This is a genomic window from Kitasatospora indigofera (assembly GCF_014655955.1).
GTDB lineage: Bacteria > Actinomycetota > Actinomycetes > Streptomycetales > Streptomycetaceae > Kitasatospora > Kitasatospora indigofera.
The window spans coordinates 18,990-44,539 of sequence record NZ_BNBO01000042.1; the positions used below are offsets into that span (position 1 = coordinate 18,990).

Sequence of the window (25,550 nt, forward strand, 5' to 3'; positions counted from 1 at the left end):
GGGATACGTCCTCAAGCGTTCGGGGGTCTGTGTCGGCGGCGGCCAGGCTGCCCCGGGGCCATGCCTGCCCGTCAGTCGCCCTGTCGCCGGAAGACCAGCGTGCCACACCTGCGGGTGGCCTCGACGCCCCCGGGTAGGTGCAGGGGCCCCTGGCCGCGCCAGCCGGTGACCAGCAGGTCGACCGTTTCGAGGTGCCGGGCGAACAGGTCGCCGGCCGGGCAGCCCGCCCGCAGCGCGGCCCGGCGGAGCACCCGGCGGCGGACCGCCGGGGGCAGTTCGGCGAGCTTCGGGACGTCCAGCGCCCCTTCGCCCGTACGGAGGTCGCGTTCGGCGAGGGCCGCCCACTGGTCGAGCGCGTCGGCGTCGTCGCGGAACAGCCGGGCCGTCCGGGCGAGCGCCTCGACCACCCCGCCGCCGAGGTGCTTCTCCAGCACCGGGAGCACCTCGTGCCGCACCCGGGAGCGGGTGTAGGCAGGGTCACAGTTGTGCGGGTCGTCCCAGACCGGGATGGCCTGGGCGGTGCAGGCCTGCCGGGTCGCGGCCCGGTCGAGTTCGAGCAGCGGCCGGCGGTAGCGGCCCTTGTGGGCGGGCATGCCGGCCAGCGAGCGGGAGCCGGAGCCCCGGGCGAGGCCGAGCAGGACGGTCTCGGCCTGGTCGTCGCGGGTGTGGCCGAGCAGGACGGCGAGCGCCTGGTGGCGTTCGGCGGCGGCGTCCAGCGCCGCGTAGCGGGCGTCCCGGGCGGCGGCCTCCGGCCCGCCCTGGCGGCCGACCCGGACGGGCACCGCCTCGACCGGGTCCAGGCCGAGCGAGCGGAGCCGCTCGGCGACCTGGGCGGCCCGCTCGGCCGAGCCGGCCTGGAGGCCGTGGTCGACCGTGACGGCGCCGACCCGCAGGCCGAGCTTGGGGGCCTCGAAGGCGGTGGCGGTGGCCAGCGCCATGGAGTCCGCGCCGCCGCTGACCGCGACCAGCACCAGCGGGGAGCCGGGGGCGGCGGGCGTGCGGGGCAGCCCGGACGGATGACGGTGGGCGTTGCCGATCAGCGTGGTGGCGGCACCGGCGTTGGCGCCGGCGTTCACCAGGGCGGCACCGCCCGGGCGGCCGTGCGGGGCACGGGCGGGCGCGGTGAAGGTGGTTCCGGCCTCGGCGGCGAGGTCGGCGAGCGTGCGGCGTACGGCCAGGCGTATCGCGGCGACGGCGGGGTGTGGGCCCACGGCGGAGCACTCCTTGGCGGAGGGGACAGACGGCGACGGGACGCGGCGGGGAACCGCGCGACTGTGAGCGCCTTGTTACCGGGCGCTCACAGATGGTGGCAGAAATGAGCCGCCGGCTACGCCACCCGCGCCACCAGTACGACCACCGTCCCACGTACGGGTGAATGAAGAAACGTATCTCCACCCGCCGTCTGCACGATTGGACCACGCGTGCGAGCGCGTCCGGCCACGGCGGGACGCCGCCGGGCCGGCTGCCGGGCCGCCGGCCGGGTCAGCGGCCGACCCGGGCCACCCAGGCCGCCGGATTGTGGATCTCGTCCTTGGTGGGGAGCGTGTTCGGCGAGGTCCAGACCCGGTTGAAGCCGTCCATCCCGATCCGGTCCACCACGCCGCGCACGAACACCGCGCCGTCCTGGTACTGGCGCAGCTTGGCGTCCATCCCCAGCAGCCGGCGCAGCACCAGGTCGAGCCGGTTCGCCCCGCGGTCCCGGCGCTGCTGGAACTTCTCGCGGATCTCCGCCACGCTCGGCACCACGGCCGGGCCGACGCCGTCCATCACCACGTCCGCGTGGCCCTCCAGCAGCGACATCACGGCCGTCAGCCGGCCGAGGATCTCGCGCTGGGCCGGCGACTGGACGACCTCCAGCAGGCCCGCCGACGGGGAGCCGTCACCGCGGGTGCCGAGGCCGGTCAGACCGCCGCCGACCGACCCGGCCGCTTCCCGGACGCGCTCCAGCAGGGCGCCCGGGTCGACGTCGGTCTCGGCGAGGAAGGACTGCACCTCGGACTGGATGTGGTCGCGCAGCCAGGGCACCGCGGTGAACTGGGTCCGGTGGGTCTCCTCGTGCAGGCAGACCCAGAGCCGGAAGTCCGCCGGGTTCACCTCCAGCTCGCGCTCCACCTGGACGATGTTCGGCGCCACCAGGAGCAGCCGGCCGGGGCCCGGGCCGGCCGGGCCGAGCCGGGGCTTGTCGAAGAGCGCCGCCGGGCTGTCCGGGGTCTCCACCGAGGACTCGGCCGGCGCGAAGGTCTCGTACTGCCCGAGCACCTTGGCGGACAGGAACGCCAGCAGCGCACCCACCTCGATGCCGGTGGCCTTCTCCCCCACCGCGCCGAAGACGCCCGCGGCGGCCGAGGACGACCGGCGCGCCTGCAGCTTCTCCACCAGCGGCTGGACGATCGTGCGGAAGCCCGCCACGTTCGCCCGCACCCAGCCCGGCCGGTCCACGATCAGCACCGGGGTCGCGGTCGCCGCCGCCAGGCTGCTGGAGCGCATCCCGGTGAACTCCCGGACGTGCTCCTCCGCCTCCAGCGCGTGCCGGCGCAACTCGGCCACCACCTCGGCCGCCTGTGCCCGGGTCACCTCGGGGCCCGGCCGGACCAGCCTGGTCGCAGTCGCGACCGCGAGATTCCAGTCGACCATGTCAGCACCGCCGCTCGCGCTCGTCATGCCCTCACCGTACGTGCTCCACCGCACCGGGGGGAGTCGCATGCGCCGACGTGCTAAGAGCGGGGGGCGGACGACGGGCGGCCCCCGCGGTGGCGGCGGGCCGGACGGCCGGCCCGCGACGCCGCCCCGACCGGCGCGTCAGTGGCAGCCGCAGGCCGCCAACCGGGCGACGATCCGGTCCATCGCGGCCCGGGCGGTGTCCGCCGGGGCGGTGGTCCTGGTCATCACGGCGAACGAGAGCAGCCGCCCGTCGGCGTCCACCACGGTGCCGGCGAGGGTGTTCACCCCGCTCCGGGTGCCGGTCTTGGCCCGGACCAGGCCGGCCGCCTCGGCCGCCCCCGAGCCCGCGCCGTAGCGCTTGCCCAGCGTGCCGGTGAACCCCGCGACCGGCAGGCCGGTCAGCACCGGGCGCAGCTCCGGGTGGTCCGGCGAGGAGGCCAGGCCGAGGAGCTGGACCAGCACCGCGGGCGGGATCGTGTTGCCCGCGTGCAGCCCGCTGCCGTCGTGCAGGACCAGCCCGGCCGACCGGACGCCCAGCCCGGCCAGCGTCTCGGTGACGGCGGCGGCCGCGCCGTCGAAGCCGGCGGGCTTGTGCGCGGCCAGCGCCACCTGCCGGGCGACCGCCTCGGCCAGCGTGTTGTCGGAGGTGGTGAGCAGCCGCTCCACCAGCCGGGCGACGGTCGGCGAGGTCACCTCGGCGAGCACCGCGGACCCGGCCGGGACGGCCGCCGCCGTCTGCTTGGCCTTGCCGTCCACCGTGATGCCGTGGGTCCTCAGCAGTGCGGCGAACTGCTCGGCGGCCTGGCCCGCGGGATCGGCCACCCGGGCGGGCGCCTCCTCGCGGCTGCGCGGGTCCGCCTTCGCCTCGTCCACCATCAGCGGGGTCATCAGCGGGATGTTGGTCGCGTCGTAGTCCGCGTGCTGCGGGCTGCCGGTGTACAGCGAGACGTCGTAACCGAGCCGGACGGTGCCGGTGCCGGCCGCCTTCAGCGCGGCCGCCGTCCGGGTGGCGAGCGCCTCCAGCGAGGCGGGCGCGGTGTCGGCGTCGGCCGGGGCGCCGTCGATCTGCACCTGGTCGGCGGGGAGCGCGGTGAGGGTCGGGTCGCCGCCGCCCACCAGGGTGATGTCGGAGGGGCTCGCGCCCGCGACCACCCTGGTGGTGATCCGGGTGTCGCCCGGGATCAGGGTCAGGGCCGCCAGCGAGGTGGCCAGCTTGGTGGTCGAGGCGGGTGTCGCGGGGGTGTTCTCGCCGGCCCCGTAGAGGATCTGCCCGCTGGTGGCGTCCGCCACGGCGAAGGTGACGGTGCCCAGCGACTTGTCCGTGAGGGCGGCCGCGAGCGCCTGCCGCAGGCCGGCCGCGGTGGGGATGCCCACCGCGGCGCCGTCCGCGGGCTGCAGCACCAGGCCGGCCGGCGGCGGGCCCGGCTTGCGGGCGGTCGCCGGGGCCGCCGAGCCGGTCACGCCGGCCGGCTTGCCGGCGGGGGTGCCGGGACCGGCGGCGGGCTTCGCCGCCGGGGAGGACGCGCCGGGCGAGGCTGTCCGGTCGTCACCGTGCCGGTCCCCGTGCCCGTCGCCCTTGCCGCCGCGGCCGTCGTCGTGCCCCGTGGCGTGACCGCTCGGCGAGGGGGACGGCGCCGCGTACGCCCCGCCCCCGCCCAGCACCGCGCCCCCGGTCAGCAGCGCCGCCCCCAGCAACCGCGCCGTCGCGAGGCCGCGCCGTCGCCCCGCCCCCGTACCTGCTCGCACCGACCGGCCCCTTTCCTGAGCACTCACTCCCGTAGGAGACACTTGGATTCTGTCAGTCCCTACCTTGGAGGAACGCGTGGAGTTCGACGTCCTGATCGAGATCCCGAAGGGCTCGCGGAACAAGTACGAGGTCGACCACGAGACCGGTCGCCTTCGCCTCGACCGGATGCTCTTCACCTCGACCCGTTACCCGGCCGACTACGGCTACGTCGAGGGCACCCTCGCGGACGACGGCGACCCGCTGGACGCCCTGGTCATCCTGGACGAGCCGACCTTCCCGGGCTGCCTGATCAAGTGCCGCGCCATCGGCATGTTCAAGATGACCGACGAGGCCGGCGGCGACGACAAGCTGCTCTGCGTCCCCGCGACCGACCCGCGCTGGGAGCACCTCAAGGACATCCACCACGTGTCGGAGTTCGACCGCCTGGAGATCCAGCACTTCTTCGAGGTCTACAAGGACCTGGAGCCCGGCAAGTCCGTCGAGGGCGCCGACTGGGTCGGCCGCGCCGAGGCCGAGGCCGAGGTCACCGCGTCGATCAAGCGCCTGGCGGACTCCGGCGGCCACTGAGCCGCGGACGCCCGGTCTCGTACGCGAGCCCTGGGGCCGGGGTGGACGGAGCGATCCGTGCACCCCGGCCTTTGCCGTACCCGGGCGGGCCGGCGGGCGCCCCGGTGCTCGGCGGTGGGCCGGTGCTCGGCGGTGGGCCGACGGGGCCGGTGCTTGGCCGTGCCCCGGTGCGGGCAGGTCTTTACCGACGGACCGTCGGAACGTTTGCCGACAGACTGTCGGGACGACATTGACTTAGGTAAGCCTAACCATAAGAATCGGACTGTTCCCGATCACTGGAGGCCCACGTGCCCAGCCCCGAGCAGCCCGCCCCGTTCTCCACCGTGCTCCGCACCGCAAGCAGCGAGGAGCACGAGGCGGCCGAGCAGTCCTCGTTCATGAGCCACCTGCTCGGCGGGCGGCTCGGCGTCGAGGCCTACGCCGACCTGACCGGCCAGCTCTGGTTCGTCTACCGCGCGCTGGAGGGCCGCAACGCCGAACTGGCGGACCACCCGGTGGCCGGCCCCTTCATCGACCCCGCCCTGCTGCGGACCGCCGCCATCGAGCGCGACCTGCGGCACCTGCGCGGCCCCGACTGGCGCACCGGCCTGGAGCCGCTGCCCGCGACCGCCGCCTACGTCGCCCGGGTCGAGGAGCTGGCCGCCGGCTGGCCCGCCGGCTACCTCGCCCACCACTACACCCGCTACCTCGGCGACCTCTCCGGCGGCCAGATCATCCGCGGCATCGCCGAGAAGACCTGGGGTTTCGAGCGCAAGGGCGACGGCGTGCACTTCTACGTCTTCGAGGACGTCGCCAACCCCGCCGCCTTCAAGCGGGACTACCGGGCGAAGCTGGACGCCGCCGGGCTCGCCCTGGACGAGGTCGAGCGCCGCCGGGTGGTCGAGGAGTGCAAGCGGGCCTTCACCCTCAACGGCGCCATCTTCCGTGACCTGGACGCCCGTTACCCGCTGAGCGCCTGACCAGCCCGGCACCCGCGCAGGACGTCCGGGTGCCCGGCCCCGTGCCGGACACCGGACGACACGGGGCCGGGCACCGGACGACACGTCGGCCCCGGCGAGCGGTTGCTCGCCGGGGCCGACGGCTTGACCCGGACGCCGGACCGTGGCGCCGGGCCGGACCCGCCGGGGCGGACCGGCCCCGGCGGGTACGAGGGGGGTCAGGCCCCGGCCGCCCCGGTACGGCGGCGGACCAGGACGGTCACGCCGCCGCCGGCGAGGAGCAGGCCGGCGGCCGTCGCGAGCAGCGGCGCCACCGGGGTGCCGGCGCCGGTGGAGGCCAGCACGGCGCCGCCGCCGAGGCCGGTGCTGCTCACCGAGGCGCCCGTGCCGGTGCCGCTGCCACTGCCACCGCCGATCCCGGTGCTGCCGGTCCCGGTCGAGCCGGTACCCGGGCCCGCCGGGAGCTGGGCGTTCCGGTCGAAGGACAGCGAGACGGTGACGGCGTCCAGGGCCTCGCCGGCGGGGTAGTTGCCGAAGGCCGGCACGCCCTCGGCGGTCAGCGTGGCGGGCACGGAGGTCAGCGTGACCACACCGCCGACGGGTGCGAGGGCCGCCCCGGCGAGGTCCAGCTTCGCGATCCGGACGCCGGTCAGCACGGACGTCCTCCCGTCCAGGGACTTGGCGTTGACGTCGGCGGTGAGGAAGGCGCCGTCCTGGTCGATCCGCAGCCCGAACCGGTCGAAGGTGGTGTCCAGCGCGTACCCGCCGCCCGAGGGGTGGCCGAGGAAGCGCACCGACCCGGCGAAACCGGCCGAGACCGTGTGGGTGGCGGTGTTGTACGACCCGGTGGCCCCGCCGAAGCGGTAACCGTCCGCGCCGCCGCCGAACTCCACCTTGCCGTTGGCCACCGGTCCGGCCAGGTACGTGCGGAAGCTCTCCTTGACCGTCCAGTCCAGCCGGCCGTCGACGACGGCGAGCACACCGCCGGCGGGGGTGGTGGCGGTCGGCGAGCCGGTCGCCGAGGGGGAGCCGGTCGCGCTCGGCGAACCCGTCGCGGACGGGGACCCGGTCGCCGCCGGTGAGCCGGTGGCGCTCGGCGAGCCGGTCGCCGTCGGCGAGCCCGTGGCGGACGGGGAGCCGGTGGCGGACGGGGAGGCCGAGGGGGAGCCCGGCGCGGTGGGCGAGGGGGACGGGGCCGGGGTCTGGGCCAGCAGCAGCGACAGCGGGTCCAGGTCGGAGCCGGCCGGGTAGAAGCCGGCGAAGACCTTGGCGCCCTCCTCGGTCAGCCTGGCCGGGGTCGCGGCGCCCGTGGTGGTGTCGCGGCCGACGGTGAAGGTGGCCAGCGGGACGTCCTGGCGCTCGGTCGCCTGCGGGGCGCCGACCTGCTCCTTGGAGGCGGTGTCGGCCGTCAGGGTGCCGGTGGTGCCCGAGGTGGTGAGCCTCAGGTCGCTCAGCCCGACGTCCAGCTGGCCCCCGTGGGCGAGGAAGCGCACGCCGCCGGTGAACGCGGCGGAGAGGGTGTGCGAGGTGAGGTCGTAGCGGGCGCCGCCGAAGCCGAAGCGGAAGGTCCCGTCGGCGTTGCGGGTCGCCCCGCCGGTCAGCTCGATCGTGCCCTGGCCGGCCGGCCCGGTGACGTAGCTGCGGAAGCTCTGCTTCACGCCCCAGTCGAGCGAACCGGTGTCGTACGTGACCTCGGTGGGGCCCGCGCCGAAGGCCACCGCCGGGGCGCCGAGGGCGGCCAGGGCGAGCCCGGCCGTCGCGGCGCCGAGGGCGGCCAGGGAGGTGCGGTTGCGCCGACCGGGGCGCTGGACGGTGGTACGCGGCATGGCTTCGAACGCTCCTTGTGATGACAGTGGTGTGACGATGCGTCAGGCGGTGGGCCGGGCGTCCTCGTCGGTGGTTGCGGGGCCGGCGGCGGCCGTGCGGCGGCGCCGGGCGAACACTCCTCCGGCCATCCCGAGGGCGAGGACCAGCAGGCCGCCGGCGACCGCGGCGGCCTGCCACCCGGCGCCTCCGGCGGCCTCGGCGGCGACCGGCGCGCCGGCCGGGGCGGGGCTCGCGACGGCCGGGGCGGGCGTCGCGGCGGGCGCGCTGCCGATGTCCGGCAGCGGGGGCAGGACGGCCGCCGGGTCGAGCGCGACGGCGAAGCTCAGCGGGTCCATCTCGGTGCCGGCGGGGTAGAGACCGCCGAACGCCTTGGCGCCCGACTCGCTGAGCCTGAGCGGGAGTTCGACGGCCCTGAGCAGACCGTCCGCGGGCTTGAGGCCGGCCGCCTCGAAGGTGGCCAGCTCGACGCCGGGGGCCTGCTGGACGGCGCCGCCCGGCGTCCGGCCCGAGACGTCGGCGGTGAGCCGGCCGTGGCCGTCGGCGACGGTGACGGCGGTGTTGGCGAGGAGGAGGTCGAGGCCGTAGCCGTCACCGGTCCGCAGGCCGGTGAAGCGGACGCCACCGGCGAAGGAGGCGGTGAGGGCGCCGGTCGCCGGGTCGTAGCCGCCCTTGGCCGGGGCCCAGCGGAAGAACGCCCCGCCGTCGGCCGCGCCGCCGGTGACCTCCCAGCCGCCCTGGGCGATCGAGCCGGTGACGTAGTCGCGGAAGGTCCGGCGGACGCCCCAGTCGAGCGCACCCGCGGTGAACTCGGCGCGTGCCGGTGCGGGCGCCGGGCTCTCCCCGGCCGGCGCGCCGGTGCCGGCGGCCTGGGTCCCGGCGGTCCCGGCCGGCTCGGTGGCGGCCGGCCCGGCGGCGGAGGGCTTCCCGGTGGCGGACGGTGAAGCCTGCGCCGCCGCCGGGAGGTTGACCGAAAGGGTGAGCGGGTCGAGGGCGGTGCCGGCGGCGTAGAAGCCACCGAAGGCGCTCGCGCCCGCGCCGGTGAGGGTGGCGGGCACCTTGCTGAGCGTCAGGGTGCCGGCGGCGCCGCGCAGGTCGAGCCCGGCGAGCGAGAGGTCCGCGAGCCGGGCCTGGCCGACGGCGGTGACCTTGCCGGTGTCCTTGGACCTGCTGCTGACGTCGGCGTAGAGCCCGGCGTCGCCGCCGGCCCCGGCCCGCAGGGTGAGCCGGCCGATGCTCAGGTCGAGCGCGTTCACGCCGTTCTCCTGATGGCCGGTGAACCGGACCCCGCCGGAGAAGGCGGCAGTCAGTGCGCCGGTCTCCGGGTCGTACGTACCGGTCGCGGAGTGGAACCGGAAGCCGCTCCCGCCGACCGTGGCGGCGCCGCCGGTGAGACCCCAGCTCCCCTTGGCGATGGGGCCGGTGACGTACGTCAGGAAGGACTGCTTGATCCCCCAGTCCAGCCGCCCGCCGACGACCCGGCCCTCGGCCGCGGCCGCCTGGAAGGGCAGCAGCGCCAGCGCCAGCAGGGCGGCGAGAGCGGCCACCAGGGTGGCGGCGATTCGGCGGAGCCGTCGCGGCACGGACATGGCTGGGCGCTCCTCGGCATGACGGGGGGAAGGGGCCGGTGAACACCGCCCCCTTGCGAAAGCTAGGTAAGGCTAACCTAATATATGAGTCAAGAGCGCCGCAGGTCACCCTGCCCCCAGCAGTCCCCCGGCGCCAACAGCCATCGAAGGGGCCGCAGTTGAGCAGGACCATCCGACACCGGGCGAAGCGGCGACCCGCCGGCCTGCTGATCGCCGCTGCCCTGCTGCTCACCACCGTGGGCTGCGGCCAGGCCGCCGGCTCCCCGGCCGCGGCCGGCCCCCCGAGCACCCCGGACGTCGTCGAACCGCTGAGCCCGCCGCCCGTCCCGCAGCTGCCGGCCACCACCGCCTCGGCCGACGGCCGGCAGGTCACCGTGGCCAGCGCCGAGCGGATCGTCCCGCTGAACGGCAGCCTGGCCGAACTGGTCTTCAGCCTGGGCCTCGGCCCCCGGGTGGTCGCCCGGGACGTCTCCACCACCTTCCAGCAGGCCGCCGCCCTCCCGGTGATCACCCAGGCGCACGAGGTCTCGGCCGAGGGCGTGCTCTCGCTGCACCCCACCGTGGTCCTCGCGGACCGCTCCACCGGCCCGGCCGAGGCGGTGGAACAGATCCGCGCAGCCGGCGTCCCGCTGCTCGTCCTGGACGACGCCAAGCAGCTCGCCGACATCGGCCCCCGGATCGACACCGTCGCCGCGGCGCTCGGGGTCCCCGCCGCCGGCGCGCAGTTGAAGGCCCGGACCGACGAGCGGCTCCAGCAGGCCAGGGGCGACCTTGGGCCGGCCGCCGGCCGGCCCAAGGTCGCCTTCCTCTACCTGCGCGGCAGCGCCTCGGTCTTCCTGCTCGGCGGCGCCGCCTCCGGCGCCGGCTCGCTGATCGAGGCCGCCGGCGGCGAGGACGCCGGCACGGCCGCCGGGCTGACCGGCGACTTCACCCCGCTCACCAGCGAGGCCCTGGTCAAGGCCGCGCCGGACGCGATCCTGGTGATGAGCAAGGGCCTGGAGTCGGTCGGCGGGGTGGACGGCCTGCTGAAGCTCCCGGGCGTCGCGCAGACCCCGGCCGGCCTGGACCGCCGGATCGTCTCCGTCGCGGACGGCAAGCTGCTCAGCTACGGCCCCCGCACCCCGGAGGTGCTGCGCAGCATCGCCGCGCAGCTGTACGCGGGCACCGGCGAGGGCGCCCGGTGACCGCCACCACCGCCGTGGAGCCGGGCACCGCCGCACCGTCCGCTGCGCCGCCGCGGCGCAGCCGGGCCGCCCTGCTCACCACCGGGCTCGCCGTCGCGCTCGTGCTGTCCGCCCTGCTCGCGGCGGGCGTCGGCGCGTACCGGATCCCGACCGGCGACATCCTCGCCTCGGCCGGCCACCGGCTGGGGCTCGGCGGCCACCCGCTCGGCCGGGTGCCGGAGTCCGTGCTGTGGAACGTCCGGCTGCCCCGGGTGGTGCTGGCCCTGCTGGTGGGTGCCTCGCTGGGCTGCGCGGGCGCCCTGATGCAGGGCATGTTCGGCAACCCGCTGGCCGAGCCCGGCGTGATCGGGGTCTCCTCCGGCGGCGCGGTCGGCGCGGTCGGCTGCATCGTGCTCGGCCTCGACTCGCTCGGCAGCTGGACGGTCACCGTCTTCGCCTTCGCCACCGGCCTGCTGACGGTCTTCGCGGTGTACGCGATGTCCCGCTCGGGCGGGCGCACCGAGGTGGTCACCCTGGTGCTGACCGGGGTCGCGGTGAACGCCTTCTGCGGAGCGCTGATCGGCGTCTTCCTGTTCACCGCCGACAGCGCCGCGATCAACCAGGTCACCTTCTGGCAGCTCGGCTCGCTCTCCCAGGCCACCTGGGGCAAGGTGCTGGGCGTGCTGCCGTTCGCCCTCGTCGGGCTGGTCGTGGCCCCGCTGCACGCCCGCAAGCTGGACCTGCTGGCCCTCGGCGAACGCCCGGCCCGCCACCTGGGCGTGGACGTCGAGCGGATGCGGCTGGTGCTGATCACCGTGGTCGCGCTGCTCACCGCGGCGGCCGTCGCGGTCAGCGGCATCATCGGCTTCGTCGGCCTGGTCGTCCCGCACCTGCTGCGGATGGCGGCCGGCCCCGGCCACCGCTTCCTGCTGCCCGGCAGCGCGCTCGGCGGCGCCCTGGTGCTGGTGGCCGGCGACCTCGCGGCCCGCACCCTCGCCCAGCCCGCCGAACTGCCGCTCGGTGTGCTGACCGCGCTGATCGGCAGCCCGTTCTTCTTCTGGCTGCTGCGCCGGACCAGGACCAAGCAGGGTGGCTGGGCATGAGACCACGAACCCGACAGATCCCCGAACGCCCCTCCCTCGGGGAGGAGTTGCTCAGCGCCAAGGCCGTCCGGCTGACCCTCGGCGGCCGCGAGCTGCTGTCCGGGGCGGACGTGTCGGTCCGGTCCGGCGAGGTGCTGGCCCTGCTCGGGCCGAACGGCGCGGGCAAGTCCACCCTGCTGTCCGTCCTGGCCGGCGACCTGCCGCCGGCCGCCGGCACGGTGCTGCTGCGCGGACGCCCCCTGGCCTCCTACGGGACGGCCGAACTGGCCCTGCACCGGGCGCTGCTGCCGCAGTCCTCGGCGCTGTCCTTCCCGTTCGAGGTGGGCGAGGTGGTGCGGATGGGCCGGGCCCCGTGGGCCGGCACCGCGGCCGCCGCGCAGGACGGCCCGGCGGTGGCCGAGGCGATGGCGGCCACCGACTGCGCGCGCTTCGCCGGGCGTCCGTTCACCGCGCTGTCCGGTGGCGAGCGGGCCCGGGTCGCGCTGGCCCGGGTGCTGGCCCAACGCACGCCGCTGCTGCTGCTGGACGAGCCGACCGCCGCGCTCGACCTGCGCCACCAGGAGCTGGTGCTGCGGGTGGCCCGGGAGCGGGCCGCCGCCGGGGACGCCGTCGTGGTGGTGCTGCACGACCTGTCACTTGCCGCGGCGTACGCGGACCGGGTGGTGCTGCTCGCCGACGGCGCGACCGTGGCGGACGGCCCGGTGGCCGGGGTGCTGCGCGGGCCGCTGCTCAGCGAGGTGTACGGCCACCCGGTGGAGGTGCTGGCGCACCCGCGGACCGGCAGCCCGCTGGTGCTGCCGGTCCGCGGGTGACCCGGGAGGGGAAGGCCCGGGTGGGGATGGCCCGGGAGGGGATGGCCCGGGAGGGGATGACCCGGTTGCGGGCGGGGCGGGCGCCGGCGGCCTGACGCGGGGCCGCAGCACCGGTGGCCGGCCCCTCGGCCGGCCGCTCCCGGCCGGGGCCGCCCACGCGGGCGGCCCCGGGGCGCGCTCAGCCCTCGTCGTCCAGCCGGAACCCGACCTTGAGGCCGACCTGGTAGTGCGCGACGTGCCCGTCCTCGATGTGCCCGCGGATCTGCACCACCTCGAACCAGTCGAGGTTGCGCAAGGTGCGCCCGGCCCGGTCGACGCCGTTGCGGATCGCCTGGTCGATCCCCTCGGTCGACGATCCGACGATCTCGGTGACCCGGTAGATGTGGTCGCTCATGACGGCCTCCGTGAGGTGCGCGGTGGGTAGGGCACGGTGCTGGATGCACAGGACTGGGTGCGGTCCGGAACGGCGGGCGGCGGACCCACCGTCCACCGTGCACCCTGGCGCCGCCGTCCGCACGCCCGCGGCGCCCGGTCAGACCAGCGCGCGGACCTCCCCCACCGGGACGCCGCCGCCCAGCAGCGGGGCCTCGGCGATCCGCTCCACGGTGCCGTCCGCGGTGGTGACGCCCAGTCGGCGCAGAGCCGCCGCCAGGACCGGGCCGCGGGCCCGCTCCGAGCCGTCGTCGATCTTGAAGGCCAGCGCCCGGCCGTCGGCCAGCGCCACCACCTGGACGGCCTCGGCGCCCATCTTCGACAGCGCGCCCGGCACCGCCCGCATCAGCCAGGTGTCGGCGCGCCGGGTGCCGCCGACGTACTCCGGATGGGCCCGCATCGCGTCGGCGACCCGGCGCTGCGGCGTCCCGGGGGCGGCCAGCACCAGCGAGCGGTAGGCGCGAGCCAGCGAGGTCAGCGGGACGGCCAGCAGCGGCGCGCCGCAGCCGTCCACCCCGGCGTGCGCGGCGGGGGCGCCGGTGCCCTCCTCCAGGGCCTCCAGGGCCAGTCGCTGGATCGGGTGGGCCGGGTCGAGGTAGCTCCCGGTGTCCCAGCCGTTGGCCACGCAGGCGGCCAGCCAGCCGGCGTGCTTGCCGGAGCAGTCCATCAGGATCGGCGCCCGCTCGCCGCCGGCCCGCAGGTGCAGCTCGGCCTCGGTCTCGTCCAGCGGCAGGTCGGCCGGGGTCCGCAGGGCGCTCTCGTCCAGGCCCGCCGAGGCCAGGATGCGGCGCACCCCGTCGCGGTGGAACGCCTCCGCCGAATGGCTGGAGGCGGCCAGCGCGAGCAGTTCACCGTCGAGGTCGAGCCCGGCCCGCAGGGTGGCGACGGCCTGGAACGGCTTGGCGCAGGACCGCGGGAACACCGGGGCGTCCGGCGAGCCGAGCGCGTACTCCACCGAGCCGTCCGCGGCGAGCAGCACCAGCGAACCGTGGTGCCGGCCCTCGGTGAAGCCGGAGCGTATGACCTCGGCGAGGACGGCGAGGGGGGCGGTCTGCGACATGAGGGTGGGTGCCTTCCGGGTGAGGGTGGCCGGGCGCCGCCGCCCCCGGGCGCACTCCACCAGGGCCCGTCACTCGGCCAGGGAACCACCCGTGAGCAGGTCGTCGACCCGTGCTTCCCCTTCACGGTACCTGCGCGCGATCTCGCCGCTGCAGTCGTCCGCCGTACGCTGCAGGATCTGCCGGCGCCCGGACACCTCGCGCTCGTGCGCCCGCAGCCGCTCCAGTGCGGCGAGCAGGTCCTCGGCGGGGTGCGCCGCGAGGTCCGCGAGCCGGACGTCACCCATCAGGGCGTCCGCCTCCAGCTGGTACTGCTCGCCGCGCGGCGGGCCCAGCGTGACGTGCCGGGCCGAGCTGCGCACCGTGGAGGGGGCGTCGGTGAGGATGGCCGGCAGCCGGTCGAGCAGCGCCCGGGCCTCCCCGCCGCCGCCGGCGGGGGCGCCGGCGGGGAGGCCGGCCGCCGGGCGGCCGTCCAGCTCGGCCCGCAGGATGTCCATCCGGCCGTGCAGCAGGCGGCGGAGGTAGGAGAGGTCCGCCTCCTGCTCCTGGGCGTCGCGCCGCAGGACCCGCAGCTCCTCCAGGCCGAGCCCGCCGAGCAGGACCGGGGCGCCGGGGGCGGCCGGCCCGTCCGGTACCGCCGGGGTGTCCGGGCCCCCCGGTCCGGCGTCGTGCGGTCCGGGGTCCGGCGGTCCGGAGGGGTCGTCGTCCGGTCCGCCACCCGGCGCCACCCCGGACCGACCGTGCACCGCGCTGCTCGCGTCCATCAACCAACCACCTGCCGTTGTCCTGATCCCGCCCGCTCGCGCCACTTCTCGTGTGCCACGTGTTCGGTCCCGTCCCTGGCGTGCCGACTGTTCGCACGCACGGGCGCCCCCGAGAGTTCCCGCCGGGCGCCGGTGCCACTCTCCGGGGCGACACCACCAGAACGGCTGCCCGACTGGCCCGACCGCCCGACCGAACCGGCCCGTCGCGGCGAGCCGTAACGCCCCGGGCCGTCCTACCGAACACCAGCGTGCCACCCCGCCCGGCGCGCGCGCACCGCCCGGCCACCCGAACGGCCCCCTGGCGAACGGGGGTGGCTGATACGACCAGCGCATTCAGCTGAGAGATCGACAGCAAAGGGGGCGCGCAGGCACACCACCCGGCGCGCGCCAGGCCCGTACGCGCCTGCTGAGCGTCCGCGCGCCTCCGGCAGAATGGGGCCATGCGAGCAGTGGTGCAGCGAGTGACCGAGGCCAGGGTGACCGTGGCCGGCGAGACCGTCGGATCGATCGAGGGCCCGGGCCTGTGCGTCCTGGTCGGCGTCACCCACGAGGACACCCCGGAGAAGGCCGCCCAGCTGGCCCGCAAGCTCTGGACACTGCGGATCCTGGAGGGCCCGCCCGACTCCGGCGGCGTCGAGGCCTCCTGCTCCGACCTCGCGGCGCCGCTGCTGGTGATCAGCCAGTTCACCCTCTACGGCGACGCCCGCAAGGGCCGCCGCCCGACCTGGAACGCCGCCGCGCCCGGCCCGGTCGCCGAGCCGCTGGTCGACGAGGTGGTCGCCCGGCTGCGGGCGCTCGGCGCCAAGGTCGAGACCGGGCGGTTCGGCGCGGACATGCGGGTGGCGCTGGTCAACGACGGCCCGTTCACCGTCCTCGTGGAGGTCTGAGCGCGGCTCCCCCGGCGGGGCCCGGGCGCGGCCCGCGCTACTGCGGGACCACGACCTCCTGGCCGGCCGCCACCGTCCCGGCCAGCAGCGGCGCGTCCACCGGCACGTTGCGCTTGACCACGGCCAGCGCGATCGGGCCCAGCTCGTGGTGGCGTGCCGAGGAGGTCACGATGCCCAGCGACCGCCCCTGCGGGTCCGAGGCCAGGTGCACCTCGGTGCCGTGCGGCGGCAGCACCTCCTCGGTGCCGTCCAGGTGCAGGAAGACCAGCCGGCGGGGCGGACGCCCCAGGTTGTGCACCCGGGCGACGGTCTCCTGCCCCCGGTAGCAGCCCTTGTTCAGGTGGACGGCGGTGGACAGCCAGTCGACCTCGTGCGGGATGGTCCGGTGGTCCGTCTCGAAGCCCAGCCGCGGCCGGTGCCCCTCGATCCGGAGCGCCTCGTACGCCCACACCCCGGCGGCGGGACCGTACCCGGCGGTCAGCGCCGCCAGCTCCGCCCGCGGCAGGAACAGGTCCCGGCCCCAGGGGAGTTCACGCACCGCGGCGGCGCCCTCGGTGGACGCCGTGGACCCGGCCGGCAGGTGGACCACCGCGTAGCCGGCGGTCGCGTCGGCGACCTCCACCCGGTAGAAGAACTTCATGCTCTCCAGGTAGGCGATCAACGCCTGCTGGGTGCCCGGCTCGACGTGCACCCAGGTGGTGGCGCCGTCGTCGACCAGGTAGAGGGCATGCTCGACGTGCCCGTTCGGGGAGAGCACCAGCGCCTCGGTGGCCTGCTGCGGCGCGAGCGCGCTCACGTGCTGGGTGAGCAGCAGGTGCAGCCAGCTCAGCCGGTCGTCGCCGGTGACGGTGAGCACGCCCCGGTGCGACAGGTCCACGAAGCCGGTGCCCCGCGCCAGGTTCCGTTGCTCGCGGAAGATGTCGCCGTAGTGGGCGGCGACGCCCTCGTCGGTTCCCTCGGCGGGGACGGCACCGGGCAGCGAAAGCAGCGGGCTCTTCATACCGGTCAGCTTACGACCGCTCCCCGGGCAGCTTGGCGGTGCAGTCGGCGCAGCGGCCGAAGATGGCGAAATGCTTCAGGTCGGTGTCGAAACCGTGCTTCGCGCGCAGGCTGTCGATCAGCGGCGCGGCGATCGCGGTGTCGGTCTCGGTGACCTTGTCGCAGTCCCGGCAGACCAGGTGCAGGTGGTGGTGGCGGCCCGCCAGGTGGTACGTCGGCGCGCCGTGGCCCAGGTGCGCGTGGGAGACCAGGCCGAGCTCCTCCAGCAGCTCCAGCGTCCGGTAGACGGTGGAGATGTTGACGCCGCTGGCGGTCAGCCGGACATGGGCGAGGATCGCGTCCGGGGTGGCGTGGTCGAGCACGTCGACGGCCTCCAGCACCAGCTGCCGCTGCGGGGTCAGCCGGTACCCGCGCTCACGCAGGTCGGCCTTCCAGTCGCCGGAGAGCTGCCAGTCGGTGGTGCCGGTGTCCGCCACGGTGCTGTCCCTGCCAGGTAGAGGTCCTGAGACAAGTGTAGGGACCGATCGGTGATCGGTCCCTACCTCGGTGCGCCCGTCCGTCCCGCCCGTCCCGCACGGTCCGGGCCGGGGCGGTCAGCGGAAGAACGCGATGCCGTCGTCCGGCAGGTCGTTGATGTCCTTGATCAGCTGCGCCGGGCTCAGCACCTTCTTCAGCTGCGCCGACATGTACGGGCGCAGCGACACCTCGGGGGCGGCCTTCTCGCCGACCCAGAGCAGCTCCTCCTTGACGAAGCCGTACAGCCGCTTGCCGCCCGAGTACGGGGCCGAGCCCTCGATGCGGGCGACCGCGTCGGTGCTCACCTCGACCTGCGGCTTGCCGTCGGCCAGCTCGCCGTACCAGATCTCCACGGTGCCGTCGTCGCGGACCGAGGAGATCTCGACCCCGCGGGCACCGCTGGTGCCGTGCGGGTTGCTGGTGATCCGCCAGAAGGAGTGCTCGTTCTCCAGCGGCCGGACCTTCTCGCCCTCGTTGTCCAGCACCCAGGTGCGGGAGCGGAACTCCAGGAAGGGGCGGCCGTCGTGCCGGAAGACGATCTCCTGGCCGAAGTTGCACTTCTCGGCTCCGGGGCCGCCCTCACCGGGAAGTGGGGCGAAGACTCCCGCGCCCTCCCAGGTGCCGAGGAGGAAGGCGAGCGGGACGACGTCCTTGTGGAGGTCAGAGGGGATCTCGATCATGTTCCTGGTCACTGTCGGCGGTGTGGGGACTCGTCAACCGTACGGCAGAGAGGTCAGCGCTGGCCCTGGTAGAGCTTCATCACCGAGAAGATCGCGAACCAGGTGATCAGCACGGCCATCAGGGCCAGCAGGGAGTCGAAGAAGATTTCCAGACCGGACACGGGGCGCTCCCATTGCGGTGACATGTGGCGACAGCACGGATACGACCCCGCGAGTCTATCCGCCGCCCCCGGGGCGGTCTCGGTGAGGCCCGCCACGTCGCCGCTAGGGTGTCGGCATGGCGAAGAAGCTGGTCATCAAGGTCACGGCGGGGGCGGACGCGCCCGAGCGCTGCTCGCAGGCGTTCACGGTGGCGGCGGTCGCCGTCGCGAGCGGGGTGGAGGTGTCGCTCTGGCTCACCGGGGAGTCCTCCTGGTTCGCGCTGCCGGGACGCGCCGCGGAGTTCGAGCTGCCGCACGCGGCGCCGCTGCCGGACCTGCTGGAGTCGGTCCTGGCGGCGGGTTCGGTCACCCTCTGCACCCAGTGCGCGGCGCGGCGCGGCATCGAGCAGAGGGACACCGTGGAGGGGGTGCGGATCGCCGGCGCCCAGGTCTTCGTCAGCGAGATCATGGCGGACGGCGTGCAGTCGCTCGTGTACTGACCCCAGCCCACCGAACCGAACCGGCCCGGCCCGGCCCGGCCCGCTAAGGACGCTCCTCGTGGTCGGGCGTGTCACGCCCGTGCCCCGGGTCGTCCCACTTCGGGTCGTCCCAGCGCGGGTCGTTCCACCAGTCGTCCTCGGGGTCGCGCCGGTTCGCGTGGACGGCGGCGGCGGGCGGGATCACCATCGCGACCACGCACATGCCGATGGCCGCCGGGACGGACACGAAGCGCACCACTCCCCAGGCCAGGACGAACAGCCCCAGGCAGACGCCCATCATCACGAAGTAGCGGACATGCCGCCGGTGTGCCTGCACGCTTCCACGGTACGGCGGGCGGCGCCCGCGGTCAGCAGCCCGGCGCGGCACCGGCCACGTCCGCCGACGGCACCGGGAACGAAGAGGGCCCTCCCCGCCGGCGGTGGGCCGGGCGGGGAGGGCCCTCGGGGCGTTCAGCGGTCTCAGACCGCGATCGCGACCTCGGTGAAGGCGCCCTGGGAGGCGACCACCACGCGGTCGACGGTCGCGCCGGGGACGAGCGCACGCAGCGTCCACTTGCCCGGGCGGGCGAAGAAGCGGAACTGCCCGGTGGCCGAGGTCGGGACCTCGGCGGTGAACTCGCCACCCTCGTCGAGCAGACGGACGTAGCCGTTCACGGGCTCGCCGTCGCGGGTGACCGAACCCTGGATGATCGTCTCGTTTGCCACGTCAACTCCTGCCAGGTCCGGGCCGCCGGCCTTCGCACCACACATGTCTGATTCTCCTAACGACTTACTGGGGTGGAGCCGGTGCTCAGTTGCCGAGCTCGATCGGCACGCCGACGAGGCTGCCGTACTCGGTCCAGGAACCGTCGTAGTTCTTGACGTTGGTCTGGCCGAGCAGCTGGTGCAGCACGAACCAGGTGAGCGCGGAGCGCTCGCCGATGCGGCAGTAGGCGATGGTGTCCTTGTCCAGGTCCACGCCCTCGGCCTGGTAGAGCGCGCGCAGCTCGTCGTCGCTCTTGAAGGTGCCGTCGTCGTTGGCGTTCTTCGCCCACGGGATGTTCGCGGCGGTCGGGACGTGGCCCGGACGCTGCGACTGCTCCTGCGGGAGGTGGGCCGGGGCGAGCAGGCGGCCGGAGAACTCGTCGGGCGAACGGACGTCGACCAGGTTCAGGGTGCCGATCGCGGCGAGGACGTCGTCGCGGAAGGCGCGGATCGAGGTGTCCTGGGCCTTGGCCTTGTACTCGGTGGCGGCGCGGACCGGCACCTCGGCGACCAGGTCGCGGGAGTCGAGCTCCCACTTCTTGCGGCCACCGTCGAGCAGACGGGCGTCACCGTGGCCGTAGAGCTTGAAGTACCAGAAGGCGTACGAGGCGAACCAGTTGTTGTTGCCGCCGTAGAAGACGACGGTGTCGTCGTTGGCGATGCCCTTGGCCGAGAGGAGCTTCTCGAAGGCTTCCTGGTCGACGAAGTCACGACGGACCGGGTCCTGCAGGTCCTTCGTCCAGTCGATCCGGACGGCGTTGCGGATGTGGTTCTTCTCGTACGCGGTGGTGTCCTCGTCGACCTCGACGATGACAACCTTCGGGTCGTCCAGGTGGGCCTGGACCCAGTCGGCGTCTACCAGGACGTCACTGCGGCTCATGGTGATGATCTCCATCCGAGGGCGGTTTGCGGAAGGTGGTTCGGGGCGGTCCGGGCCCGACCGGTCCGAATTCTTGTCCGAATAGTGGGACAGAACGGCGGGCAGGTCGTACCGGACCGTGGACTGCGGGGTGCGAAGGGGACGGCCGGCGTCATTGTGCCGGGCCAGGTCACCGGAGAGGGGCGACGGGCGAGAACTGCCCGACAAGACCGCCCAGTTAGCGCATTCGACACAGACAGGCGGACACGCGGCACAGGTCTACCGCCCGCCGCTTCGTGAGGTCCGTCTGTCGCTTCATGCAGACGATGCTAGGGACAGGGAGCCCCCGATGTCATTAGCGTGTCGAATGCTGAGACGATTTGGTTCGAATCCTGAGATTTGAGCCATTCATGGCCTACGGGGCCGCGCGGGGGCCGTCCGGAGCTCTCCACGGGCCCGCGCGAAACCGCTCCGCGTGACGGCCTTGGACAGCGCGTCTCGCGGAGCGGTACGGAACACCGGGGGCGGCGGGCCCCGGGAAGGGCCGGCCCGGGGGCGGGCGGCGGGCCCCGGGAGGCGGCGGGCTCAGCCGATCAGCTTGAGCGCCGTCCCGGTGAAGGTCAGCCGCAGGCCGTCCGGCTGCGGCACCGCGGCGGCCAGCTTCAGACCCGCCGGCAGGTTGTCCAGGGTGAAGCTCATCGGACCGATCGCCTGGTTGGTGACCCCGTTCAGCATCGCGGCGACCCCGCTGAGCTGGAACCCGTCCGCCGTGACGGTGCTGCCGTCGCTGTGCACCGCGCCCTCGCCGACCGCCACCGGGCCCAGCGAGGCCTTGACCTTGCCCGGCCCGCCGTAGGAGAGCGAGAGCCGGGTGCCGCCCGGGATGACCTTGCCCGCGCCGGGCACCAGCTTGGAGGCCTCGGGCAGCAGTTCGGCGAGGTCGGCGTAGGTGATCAGGCCGTCCCCGCTGCCCCGGGCCACGGTGGCGCTGTTGAAGCTGTCGCTCACCTCGACGCCCGACAGCCTGGCCTTGAACGAGTGCAGCGCGACCTGCTGCCGGCCGTCCCCGACCACGAGGTCCTCCGCCGAGAGCCGGACGTCGTCCAGCTTCATCGACAGCACCTGGGTGAGGAAGGGGAAGCCCTCGATGGACACCTGCGGGCGCTGGGTCAGCCGGCCGCTCCGCACCAGCTGGTCGGCGGCCTCGTCCTCGGCCACACCGACGGCGATCCGGTCGGCGCCCACCAGCAGGCCCGACACCACGACCAGCCCGATCGTCAGCTTCAGCCAGCCACGCATCGTCGCTCCCCCTCAACCCGCCACGGACCCACGGCCACTCGGACGTACGGCCATACGGACGTACGGCCCGCAGCCATGGTTCCGCACCGGCCCCCGGGCGGGACGTCCCGCCCGGGGGCCGGGAGCACTCAGCCGGCGAGCAGCCGGCTGCCGATCCACACCAGCGGCGAGGCCACCGCCAGCGGCAGCGCCACCCCCGCCGTCATGTGCACGAACCGGGACGGCCAGTCGTACGCCGCCACCCGGCGCCCGACCAGCGCGCCGACACCGGCGAGCGCCCCCAGCGCGGCCGGCGCACCGACCAGCAGGCCGAAACCGGCCGCGACCAGCAGGCCCAGCACCGGCCCGACGGCCTTCGGACCCGGCAGCGGCAGCGCCGCCAGCACGGTCGCCAGCGCCACGGCGCCCATCGCGGCCGGCACCCAGCCCGCGAACAGCAGGGCCGCGCACAGCACCGTCACCACGGTCGCCGACCCGAGCACCGTCAGCGCGTAGAACCGCTCCGCCGGGTCGGACGGGCGGAACGTCTGCAGCACCAGGACCAGCAGGAAGAACCCGCCGAGCGTGCCCACCACGGCGGCCGCCCTGGCGTCCCCGTGCGCCAGCAGCACCGCCGCGTCGGCGGTGAAGCCGGCCAGCGCGGCCAGCGCGATGCCCTGCCGGGCCGGCCACATGCCGTTCAGCCGGAACCAGCCGGCCGCGGTCAGCACCTGGAGCAGCACCACCGTCAGCGCCAGCGGCACACTGCCCAGCGCGGCCCCGCCGGCCAGCAGCGCCGCCACCCCCGCCGTGATCAGCGCGGGCTGCAGGCCCGGCTCGATGATCGGGGAGCCGGTGCGCGGCGCCGCCGCGGGCGCGGGCGCCCCCGGCTGCGGCGGCACCACGGAGGCCGCCGGCGGCGCGGCGGGGAAGGGGTGCGGGAGCGGCTGCTGGAGCGGCTGCCCGGGGTACTGCGGGGCGGGCTGCTGCGCGTGCTGCGGGTACTGCTGCTGGTACGGCTGCTGCCCGTACGCCTGCCCGGCGGCCGGCTGCTGCGCGTACGGCGCCTGCGGCGGCTGGGCGTAGGGCTGCTCGTAGGGCGGGGCGTACTGCTGCTCGTACCCGCCCGGCTCGTACGGGGCCTGCTGGGCGTACGGGTCCGCCTGCTGCTGGTACGCCGGCTGTCCGTAGTCCTGCTGTCCGTACTGCTGTTGCTGTTGCTGCTGCTGTTGCTGCTGCGCGTAGGGCGGCTGCCCGTACGCCTGCCCGGCGGCCGGCTGCGGCTCCGGCCGGCCCTGCGGGACGGGCTGCTGCTGGGGGGCGCCGTTGGGGTAGGCCTCGCTCACGCCGCTCACCCGCCCGCGAACGGGGGGAGCACCTCGACGGTGCCGCCCTCGGTCAGGGCGACGGACGCGTGGTCGCGGCCGCCCACCGGAGCGCCGTCCACCAGGAAGGAGCTGTGCCCCAGCACCTGGATCAGGCGGGGCAGGTCGGCGTGCCGCTGCCGGACGCCGGCCAGCGCCTCGGCCAGGGTCGCGGCCCGGTAGGGCTCCTCGGCCACCTGGGCCGCCGCCTTCGCGGCCGCCCAGTAGCGGATCGTCCCGCCGACCGGTGTCCCGGTCGGGACCGGGCCGCTGGCGGGCTCGGTGGTCGCAGCCATGGCAACCCCTCCTCGTGGTGCTCGAACGGTTCGGTCGTCCCGGCCCCGGTCCCCGTCGGGGCCGGCCTGTCACCCACCCGAAAGGGTGTCCGCGTGCGGTGCGGCCGATGTCCTTTCCATGATGGCCTGTCCGCCCTCCCGAGCGGCAATCGCCCCGGCCCGCCCCCTCCCCGAGGGGCTCCCGGTTGTGGCCGGAGTCACCCGCCCGTTGGCCGAAGTGGCGGAACAGGCTGTTCCGGGGCCTCCCGATGCGGGACGTGGTCGGCTATTCTCGTGGCGTAAGGGATCCGGGCAGAGTCGCCCCCGGATCCTTTTGTGCTTTCAGAACGCCAGTACGGACGCGTCTGCGAGTGTCGTCGGCCCACCCCCGCCGGACTCGCAGAACCGCCCCTCCGCAGCCGCACAACGAAGTGCGGGTCGTCGGACGGGGCGTCGGAACCGGCTCCGGGCCGCCGCCCGGGCCGGAACAGACCGGAAGGTTCGCGGGATGAGCAGGGCAGCAACGGAGCATCAGGGGTTGCGGGACTCCTGGCGCGCGCCCCGTACTGCCGTGCGCGCCGGCGAATCCTCCGGATCGACCCTGGCGGACGCTCCCTCTCCCACCCGTCGCCCGGCACCCCCCAACCCGGGGCGCGCGGCGCACGGAACCTTCCCTGCACATGCGCCATCCGGCTGTGGCGGCAGCCGCAACGCGACCGCGACGACCCGGAAAGGGGACTACCGGGTATGAGTTCTCTTCTTCTTCTCACCAACGCGCTGCAGCCCTCCGCTGAGGTGCTGCCCGCGCTGGGCCTGCTGCTGCACACCGTCCGGGTGGCACCGGCCGAGGGATCGGCCCTGGTCGACACCCCCAGCGCCGACGTCATACTCGTCGACGGCCGGCGGGACCTGCCGCAGATCCGCAGCCTCTGCCAGCTGCTGCGCTCCACCGGCATCGGCAGCCCGCTCATCCTCGTCGTCACCGAGGGCGGCCTGGCCGCCGTCACCGCCGAGTGGGGCGTCGACGACGTCCTGCTCGACACCGCCGGCCCGGCCGAGGTCGAGGCGCGGCTGCGGCTCGCCATGGGCCGGCTCCAGGTGGTGTCCGACGACAGCCCGATGGAGATCCGCAACGGCGACCTCTCGGTCGACGAGGCGACCTACTCCGCCAAGCTCAAGGGCCGGGTCCTCGACCTGACCTTCAAGGAGTTCGAGCTCCTCAAGTACCTCGCGCAGCACCCCGGCCGGGTCTTCACCCGGGCGCAGCTGCTGCAGGAGGTCTGGGGCTACGACTACTTCGGCGGCACCCGGACGGTGGACGTCCACGTCCGGCGCCTGCGCGCCAAGCTCGGCGTGGAGCACGAGCAGCTGATCGGCACCGTCCGCAACGTCGGCTACCGCTTCGTGGTGCCGGAGAAGCCGGACAAGGGCGAACGCCCCGGTCTGGAGCAGCGCTCCACCGCCGTACTGGAGGCCTGACCACGAGCCGGGCGGGCCTCCCCGCCCGGCTTGTCCGGATACCGCCGGGGACGGCGCGACGGTACCCGCCGGTAGCCCGCACCCCCCGTGCCCGGGGGGCGCCACCCGCGTAGACTCCGCACGTGGCCAAAGTGACGCGCGACGATGTAGCCCGACTGGCTGGGACCTCGACCGCGGTCGTCAGCTACGTCATCAACAACGGGCCGCGCCCTGTCGCGCCCGCGACCAAGGAGAAGGTGCTCGCGGCGATCGAGCAGCTCGGCTACCGGCCGAACAGCGTCGCCCAGGCGATGGCCTCCCGCCGCACCAACCTGATCGGCATGGTCGTCCCCGACGCCCGCCAGCCGTTCTTCGCCGAGATGGCGCACGCGGTCGAGCGGGCCGCCTCCGACCGCGGCAAGCTCGTGCTGATCGGCAACTCCGACTACGTGGACGACCGCGAGGTCCACTACGTGCGGGCCTTCCTCGGCATGCGGGTCTCCGGCCTGATCCTGGTCAGCCAGGGCCCTTCGCAGCGGGCCGCCGAGGAGTTCGCCGCCATGGAGGGGGCGAAGGTCGTCCTGCTGCACCGCCGCCCCGAGGCGATCGACGACGTCGCGGTGGTCACCGACGACGTCGGCGGCGCCGAGCTGGCCGTCCGCCACCTGCTGGAGGTGCACAAGGCCCCGTACGTGGCCTGCTTCGGCGGCCCGGTGGAGTCCCCCGCCCCCGGCGACCCGGTCATCGACCACGTCGAGGGCTGGCAGCGGGCGATGGACGCGCACGGCCTGCCCACCGAGCAGTACCTGATCGACGCGCCCTTCCACCGCTACGGCGCGTACGAGGTTGCCGTGGAGCTGCTGCGCTCCCCCGGCCGGCCGCCCGCCATCTTCTGCTCCACCGACGACCAGGCGATCGGCGTCCTGCGGGCCGCCCGCGAGGTCGGCCTGCGCGTCCCCGAGGACCTCGCCGTGGCCGGCTTCGACGACGTCCCGGAGGCCGCCCTCGCGGACCCGCCGCTGACCACCGTCGCCTCCGACCGTGACGCGATGGCCCGGGCCGCCGTGGAGCTGGTGCTGGACGACTCGCTGATGGTGCCCGGCTCCGACACCGAGCGCGTCCGCAAGTTCCCGTCCCGCCTGGTCGTCCGCCGCTCGTGCGGCTGCGGGACACCCCCGCAGGCGTAACTTCG

At 75.0% G+C, this 25,550-nt stretch carries 27 protein-coding genes; 9 read left to right on the top strand and 18 right to left on the bottom strand.

Features of this window, described 5'->3' with window-relative positions; genetic code table 11:
- Positions 1-71: 71 nt before the first annotated feature.
- From tilS to dacB, 3 genes are all read right to left on the bottom strand, one after another.
- Complete coding sequence (tilS, locus tag IE329_RS28265; protein WP_073926605.1) at positions 72-1,211, bottom strand: tRNA lysidine(34) synthetase TilS; 1,140 nt, start codon at positions 1,209-1,211, stop codon at positions 72-74.
- Positions 1,212-1,482: 271 nt separating this feature from the next.
- Complete coding sequence (locus IE329_RS28270) at positions 1,483-2,661, bottom strand: zinc-dependent metalloprotease (RefSeq protein ID WP_190213831.1); 1,179 nt, start codon at positions 2,659-2,661, stop codon at positions 1,483-1,485.
- 138 nt (positions 2,662-2,799) lie between these two features.
- The gene (gene dacB / locus IE329_RS28275) at positions 2,800-4,407 is read right to left on the bottom strand and encodes a D-alanyl-D-alanine carboxypeptidase/D-alanyl-D-alanine endopeptidase (RefSeq protein ID WP_190213832.1); all 1,608 of its coding nucleotides are present in this window, start codon (positions 4,405-4,407) and stop codon (positions 2,800-2,802) included.
- Between the two features lie 76 nt (positions 4,408-4,483).
- Here dacB and IE329_RS28280 point away from each other — a divergent pair, with 76 nt between their 5' ends.
- Positions 4,484-4,975, top strand: coding sequence for an inorganic diphosphatase (locus IE329_RS28280; RefSeq protein WP_073926608.1), 492 nt, complete (start codon positions 4,484-4,486; stop codon positions 4,973-4,975).
- 287 nt (positions 4,976-5,262) lie between these two features.
- The gene (locus IE329_RS28285; RefSeq protein ID WP_190213833.1) at positions 5,263-5,934 is read left to right on the top strand and encodes a biliverdin-producing heme oxygenase; all 672 of its coding nucleotides are present in this window, start codon (positions 5,263-5,265) and stop codon (positions 5,932-5,934) included.
- Between the two features lie 197 nt (positions 5,935-6,131).
- On the opposite strand, the gene IE329_RS28290 is transcribed toward IE329_RS28285, so the two are convergent.
- Together IE329_RS28290 and IE329_RS28295 are read right to left on the bottom strand one after the other, a co-directional pair.
- Positions 6,132-7,739 (bottom strand): HtaA domain-containing protein, encoded by a 1,608-nt coding sequence (locus tag IE329_RS28290; RefSeq protein WP_190213834.1) that lies wholly within the window; start codon positions 7,737-7,739, stop codon positions 6,132-6,134.
- 42 nt (positions 7,740-7,781) lie between these two features.
- Complete coding sequence (locus IE329_RS28295; protein WP_190213835.1) at positions 7,782-9,326, bottom strand: HtaA domain-containing protein; 1,545 nt, start codon at positions 9,324-9,326, stop codon at positions 7,782-7,784.
- Positions 9,327-9,484: 158 nt separating this feature from the next.
- On the opposite strand from IE329_RS28295, the gene IE329_RS28300 reads away from it, so the two are divergent.
- The 3 genes from IE329_RS28300 to IE329_RS28310 are packed head-to-tail and all read left to right on the top strand — an operon-like array spanning position 9,485 to position 12,404.
- On the top strand, positions 9,485-10,510 hold the full coding sequence (locus IE329_RS28300; protein ID WP_190213836.1) for a heme/hemin ABC transporter substrate-binding protein: 1,026 nt from the start codon (positions 9,485-9,487) through the stop codon (positions 10,508-10,510).
- The gene (locus IE329_RS28305) at positions 10,507-11,592 is read left to right on the top strand and encodes a FecCD family ABC transporter permease (protein ID WP_190213837.1); all 1,086 of its coding nucleotides are present in this window, start codon (positions 10,507-10,509) and stop codon (positions 11,590-11,592) included. The genes IE329_RS28300 and IE329_RS28305 overlap by 4 nt, the downstream gene beginning before the upstream one ends.
- Positions 11,589-12,404, top strand: a complete 816-nt coding sequence (locus IE329_RS28310; protein WP_190213838.1) for a heme ABC transporter ATP-binding protein — start codon at positions 11,589-11,591, stop codon at positions 12,402-12,404. The genes IE329_RS28305 and IE329_RS28310 overlap by 4 nt, the downstream gene beginning before the upstream one ends.
- A gap of 178 nt (positions 12,405-12,582) precedes the next feature.
- Here IE329_RS28310 and IE329_RS28315 read toward each other — a convergent pair whose 3' ends face one another.
- The 3 genes from IE329_RS28315 to IE329_RS28325 all read right to left on the bottom strand — a co-directional run bounded on the left by IE329_RS28315 (position 12,583) and on the right by IE329_RS28325 (position 14,658).
- Positions 12,583-12,798 (bottom strand): dodecin, encoded by a 216-nt coding sequence (locus IE329_RS28315; protein ID WP_190213839.1) that lies wholly within the window; start codon positions 12,796-12,798, stop codon positions 12,583-12,585.
- A 138-nt stretch (positions 12,799-12,936) separates the two neighbouring features.
- Positions 12,937-13,896: an asparaginase gene (locus IE329_RS28320; protein WP_190213840.1), complete on the bottom strand. Its 960-nt coding sequence runs from the start codon at positions 13,894-13,896 to the stop codon at positions 12,937-12,939.
- A 69-nt stretch (positions 13,897-13,965) separates the two neighbouring features.
- Positions 13,966-14,658 carry an RsiG family protein gene (locus IE329_RS28325; RefSeq protein WP_229927828.1) on the bottom strand — a complete coding sequence of 231 codons (693 nt, stop codon included), beginning with the start codon at positions 14,656-14,658 and terminating at the stop codon, positions 13,966-13,968.
- Between the two features lie 440 nt (positions 14,659-15,098).
- Here IE329_RS28325 and dtd point away from each other — a divergent pair, with 440 nt between their 5' ends.
- A complete protein-coding gene (gene dtd, locus IE329_RS28330; RefSeq protein ID WP_190213841.1) occupies positions 15,099-15,545 on the top strand; it encodes a D-aminoacyl-tRNA deacylase in 447 nt (148 codons plus the stop codon).
- A 37-nt stretch (positions 15,546-15,582) separates the two neighbouring features.
- Here dtd and ygfZ read toward each other — a convergent pair whose 3' ends face one another.
- The 3 genes from ygfZ to IE329_RS28345 all read right to left on the bottom strand — a co-directional run bounded on the left by ygfZ (position 15,583) and on the right by IE329_RS28345 (position 17,740).
- Complete coding sequence (ygfZ, locus tag IE329_RS28335; protein ID WP_190213842.1) at positions 15,583-16,545, bottom strand: CAF17-like 4Fe-4S cluster assembly/insertion protein YgfZ; 963 nt, start codon at positions 16,543-16,545, stop codon at positions 15,583-15,585.
- A gap of 10 nt (positions 16,546-16,555) precedes the next feature.
- Positions 16,556-17,020, bottom strand: a complete 465-nt coding sequence (locus IE329_RS28340; RefSeq protein ID WP_190213843.1) for a Fur family transcriptional regulator — start codon at positions 17,018-17,020, stop codon at positions 16,556-16,558.
- Positions 17,021-17,137: 117 nt separating this feature from the next.
- The gene (locus IE329_RS28345) at positions 17,138-17,740 is read right to left on the bottom strand and encodes a heme-binding beta-barrel domain-containing protein (RefSeq protein ID WP_190213844.1); all 603 of its coding nucleotides are present in this window, start codon (positions 17,738-17,740) and stop codon (positions 17,138-17,140) included.
- 277 nt (positions 17,741-18,017) lie between these two features.
- Here IE329_RS28345 and IE329_RS28350 point away from each other — a divergent pair, with 277 nt between their 5' ends.
- A complete protein-coding gene (locus IE329_RS28350; protein WP_190213845.1) occupies positions 18,018-18,380 on the top strand; it encodes a DsrE family protein in 363 nt (120 codons plus the stop codon).
- A gap of 43 nt (positions 18,381-18,423) precedes the next feature.
- Here IE329_RS28350 and IE329_RS28355 read toward each other — a convergent pair whose 3' ends face one another.
- From IE329_RS28355 to IE329_RS28380, 7 genes are all read right to left on the bottom strand, one after another.
- Positions 18,424-18,696, bottom strand: a complete 273-nt coding sequence (locus IE329_RS28355) for a DUF3099 domain-containing protein (protein ID WP_190213846.1) — start codon at positions 18,694-18,696, stop codon at positions 18,424-18,426.
- Between the two features lie 143 nt (positions 18,697-18,839).
- Positions 18,840-19,130 carry a DUF1416 domain-containing protein gene (locus IE329_RS28360; protein ID WP_073926623.1) on the bottom strand — a complete coding sequence of 97 codons (291 nt, stop codon included), beginning with the start codon at positions 19,128-19,130 and terminating at the stop codon, positions 18,840-18,842.
- Between the two features lie 40 nt (positions 19,131-19,170).
- Positions 19,171-20,004, bottom strand: coding sequence for a sulfurtransferase (locus IE329_RS28365; RefSeq protein ID WP_073926624.1), 834 nt, complete (start codon positions 20,002-20,004; stop codon positions 19,171-19,173).
- Between the two features lie 217 nt (positions 20,005-20,221).
- The gene (locus IE329_RS42080) at positions 20,222-20,302 is read right to left on the bottom strand and encodes an Ms5788A family Cys-rich leader peptide (protein ID WP_353652343.1); all 81 of its coding nucleotides are present in this window, start codon (positions 20,300-20,302) and stop codon (positions 20,222-20,224) included.
- Positions 20,303-20,568: 266 nt separating this feature from the next.
- Positions 20,569-21,282 (bottom strand): LmeA family phospholipid-binding protein, encoded by a 714-nt coding sequence (locus tag IE329_RS28370; RefSeq protein WP_190213847.1) that lies wholly within the window; start codon positions 21,280-21,282, stop codon positions 20,569-20,571.
- A gap of 128 nt (positions 21,283-21,410) precedes the next feature.
- The gene (locus IE329_RS28375; protein ID WP_190213848.1) at positions 21,411-22,607 is read right to left on the bottom strand and encodes a hypothetical protein; all 1,197 of its coding nucleotides are present in this window, start codon (positions 22,605-22,607) and stop codon (positions 21,411-21,413) included.
- A 5-nt stretch (positions 22,608-22,612) separates the two neighbouring features.
- Positions 22,613-22,921, bottom strand: coding sequence for a MoaD/ThiS family protein (locus tag IE329_RS28380; RefSeq protein WP_073926626.1), 309 nt, complete (start codon positions 22,919-22,921; stop codon positions 22,613-22,615).
- A 726-nt stretch (positions 22,922-23,647) separates the two neighbouring features.
- On the opposite strand from IE329_RS28380, the gene IE329_RS28385 reads away from it, so the two are divergent.
- Complete coding sequence (locus IE329_RS28385; protein WP_073926627.1) at positions 23,648-24,379, top strand: response regulator transcription factor; 732 nt, start codon at positions 23,648-23,650, stop codon at positions 24,377-24,379.
- A gap of 122 nt (positions 24,380-24,501) precedes the next feature.
- Positions 24,502-25,545 carry a LacI family DNA-binding transcriptional regulator gene (locus tag IE329_RS28390; RefSeq protein WP_190213849.1) on the top strand — a complete coding sequence of 348 codons (1,044 nt, stop codon included), beginning with the start codon at positions 24,502-24,504 and terminating at the stop codon, positions 25,543-25,545.
- Positions 25,546-25,550: the final 5 nt, after the last annotated feature.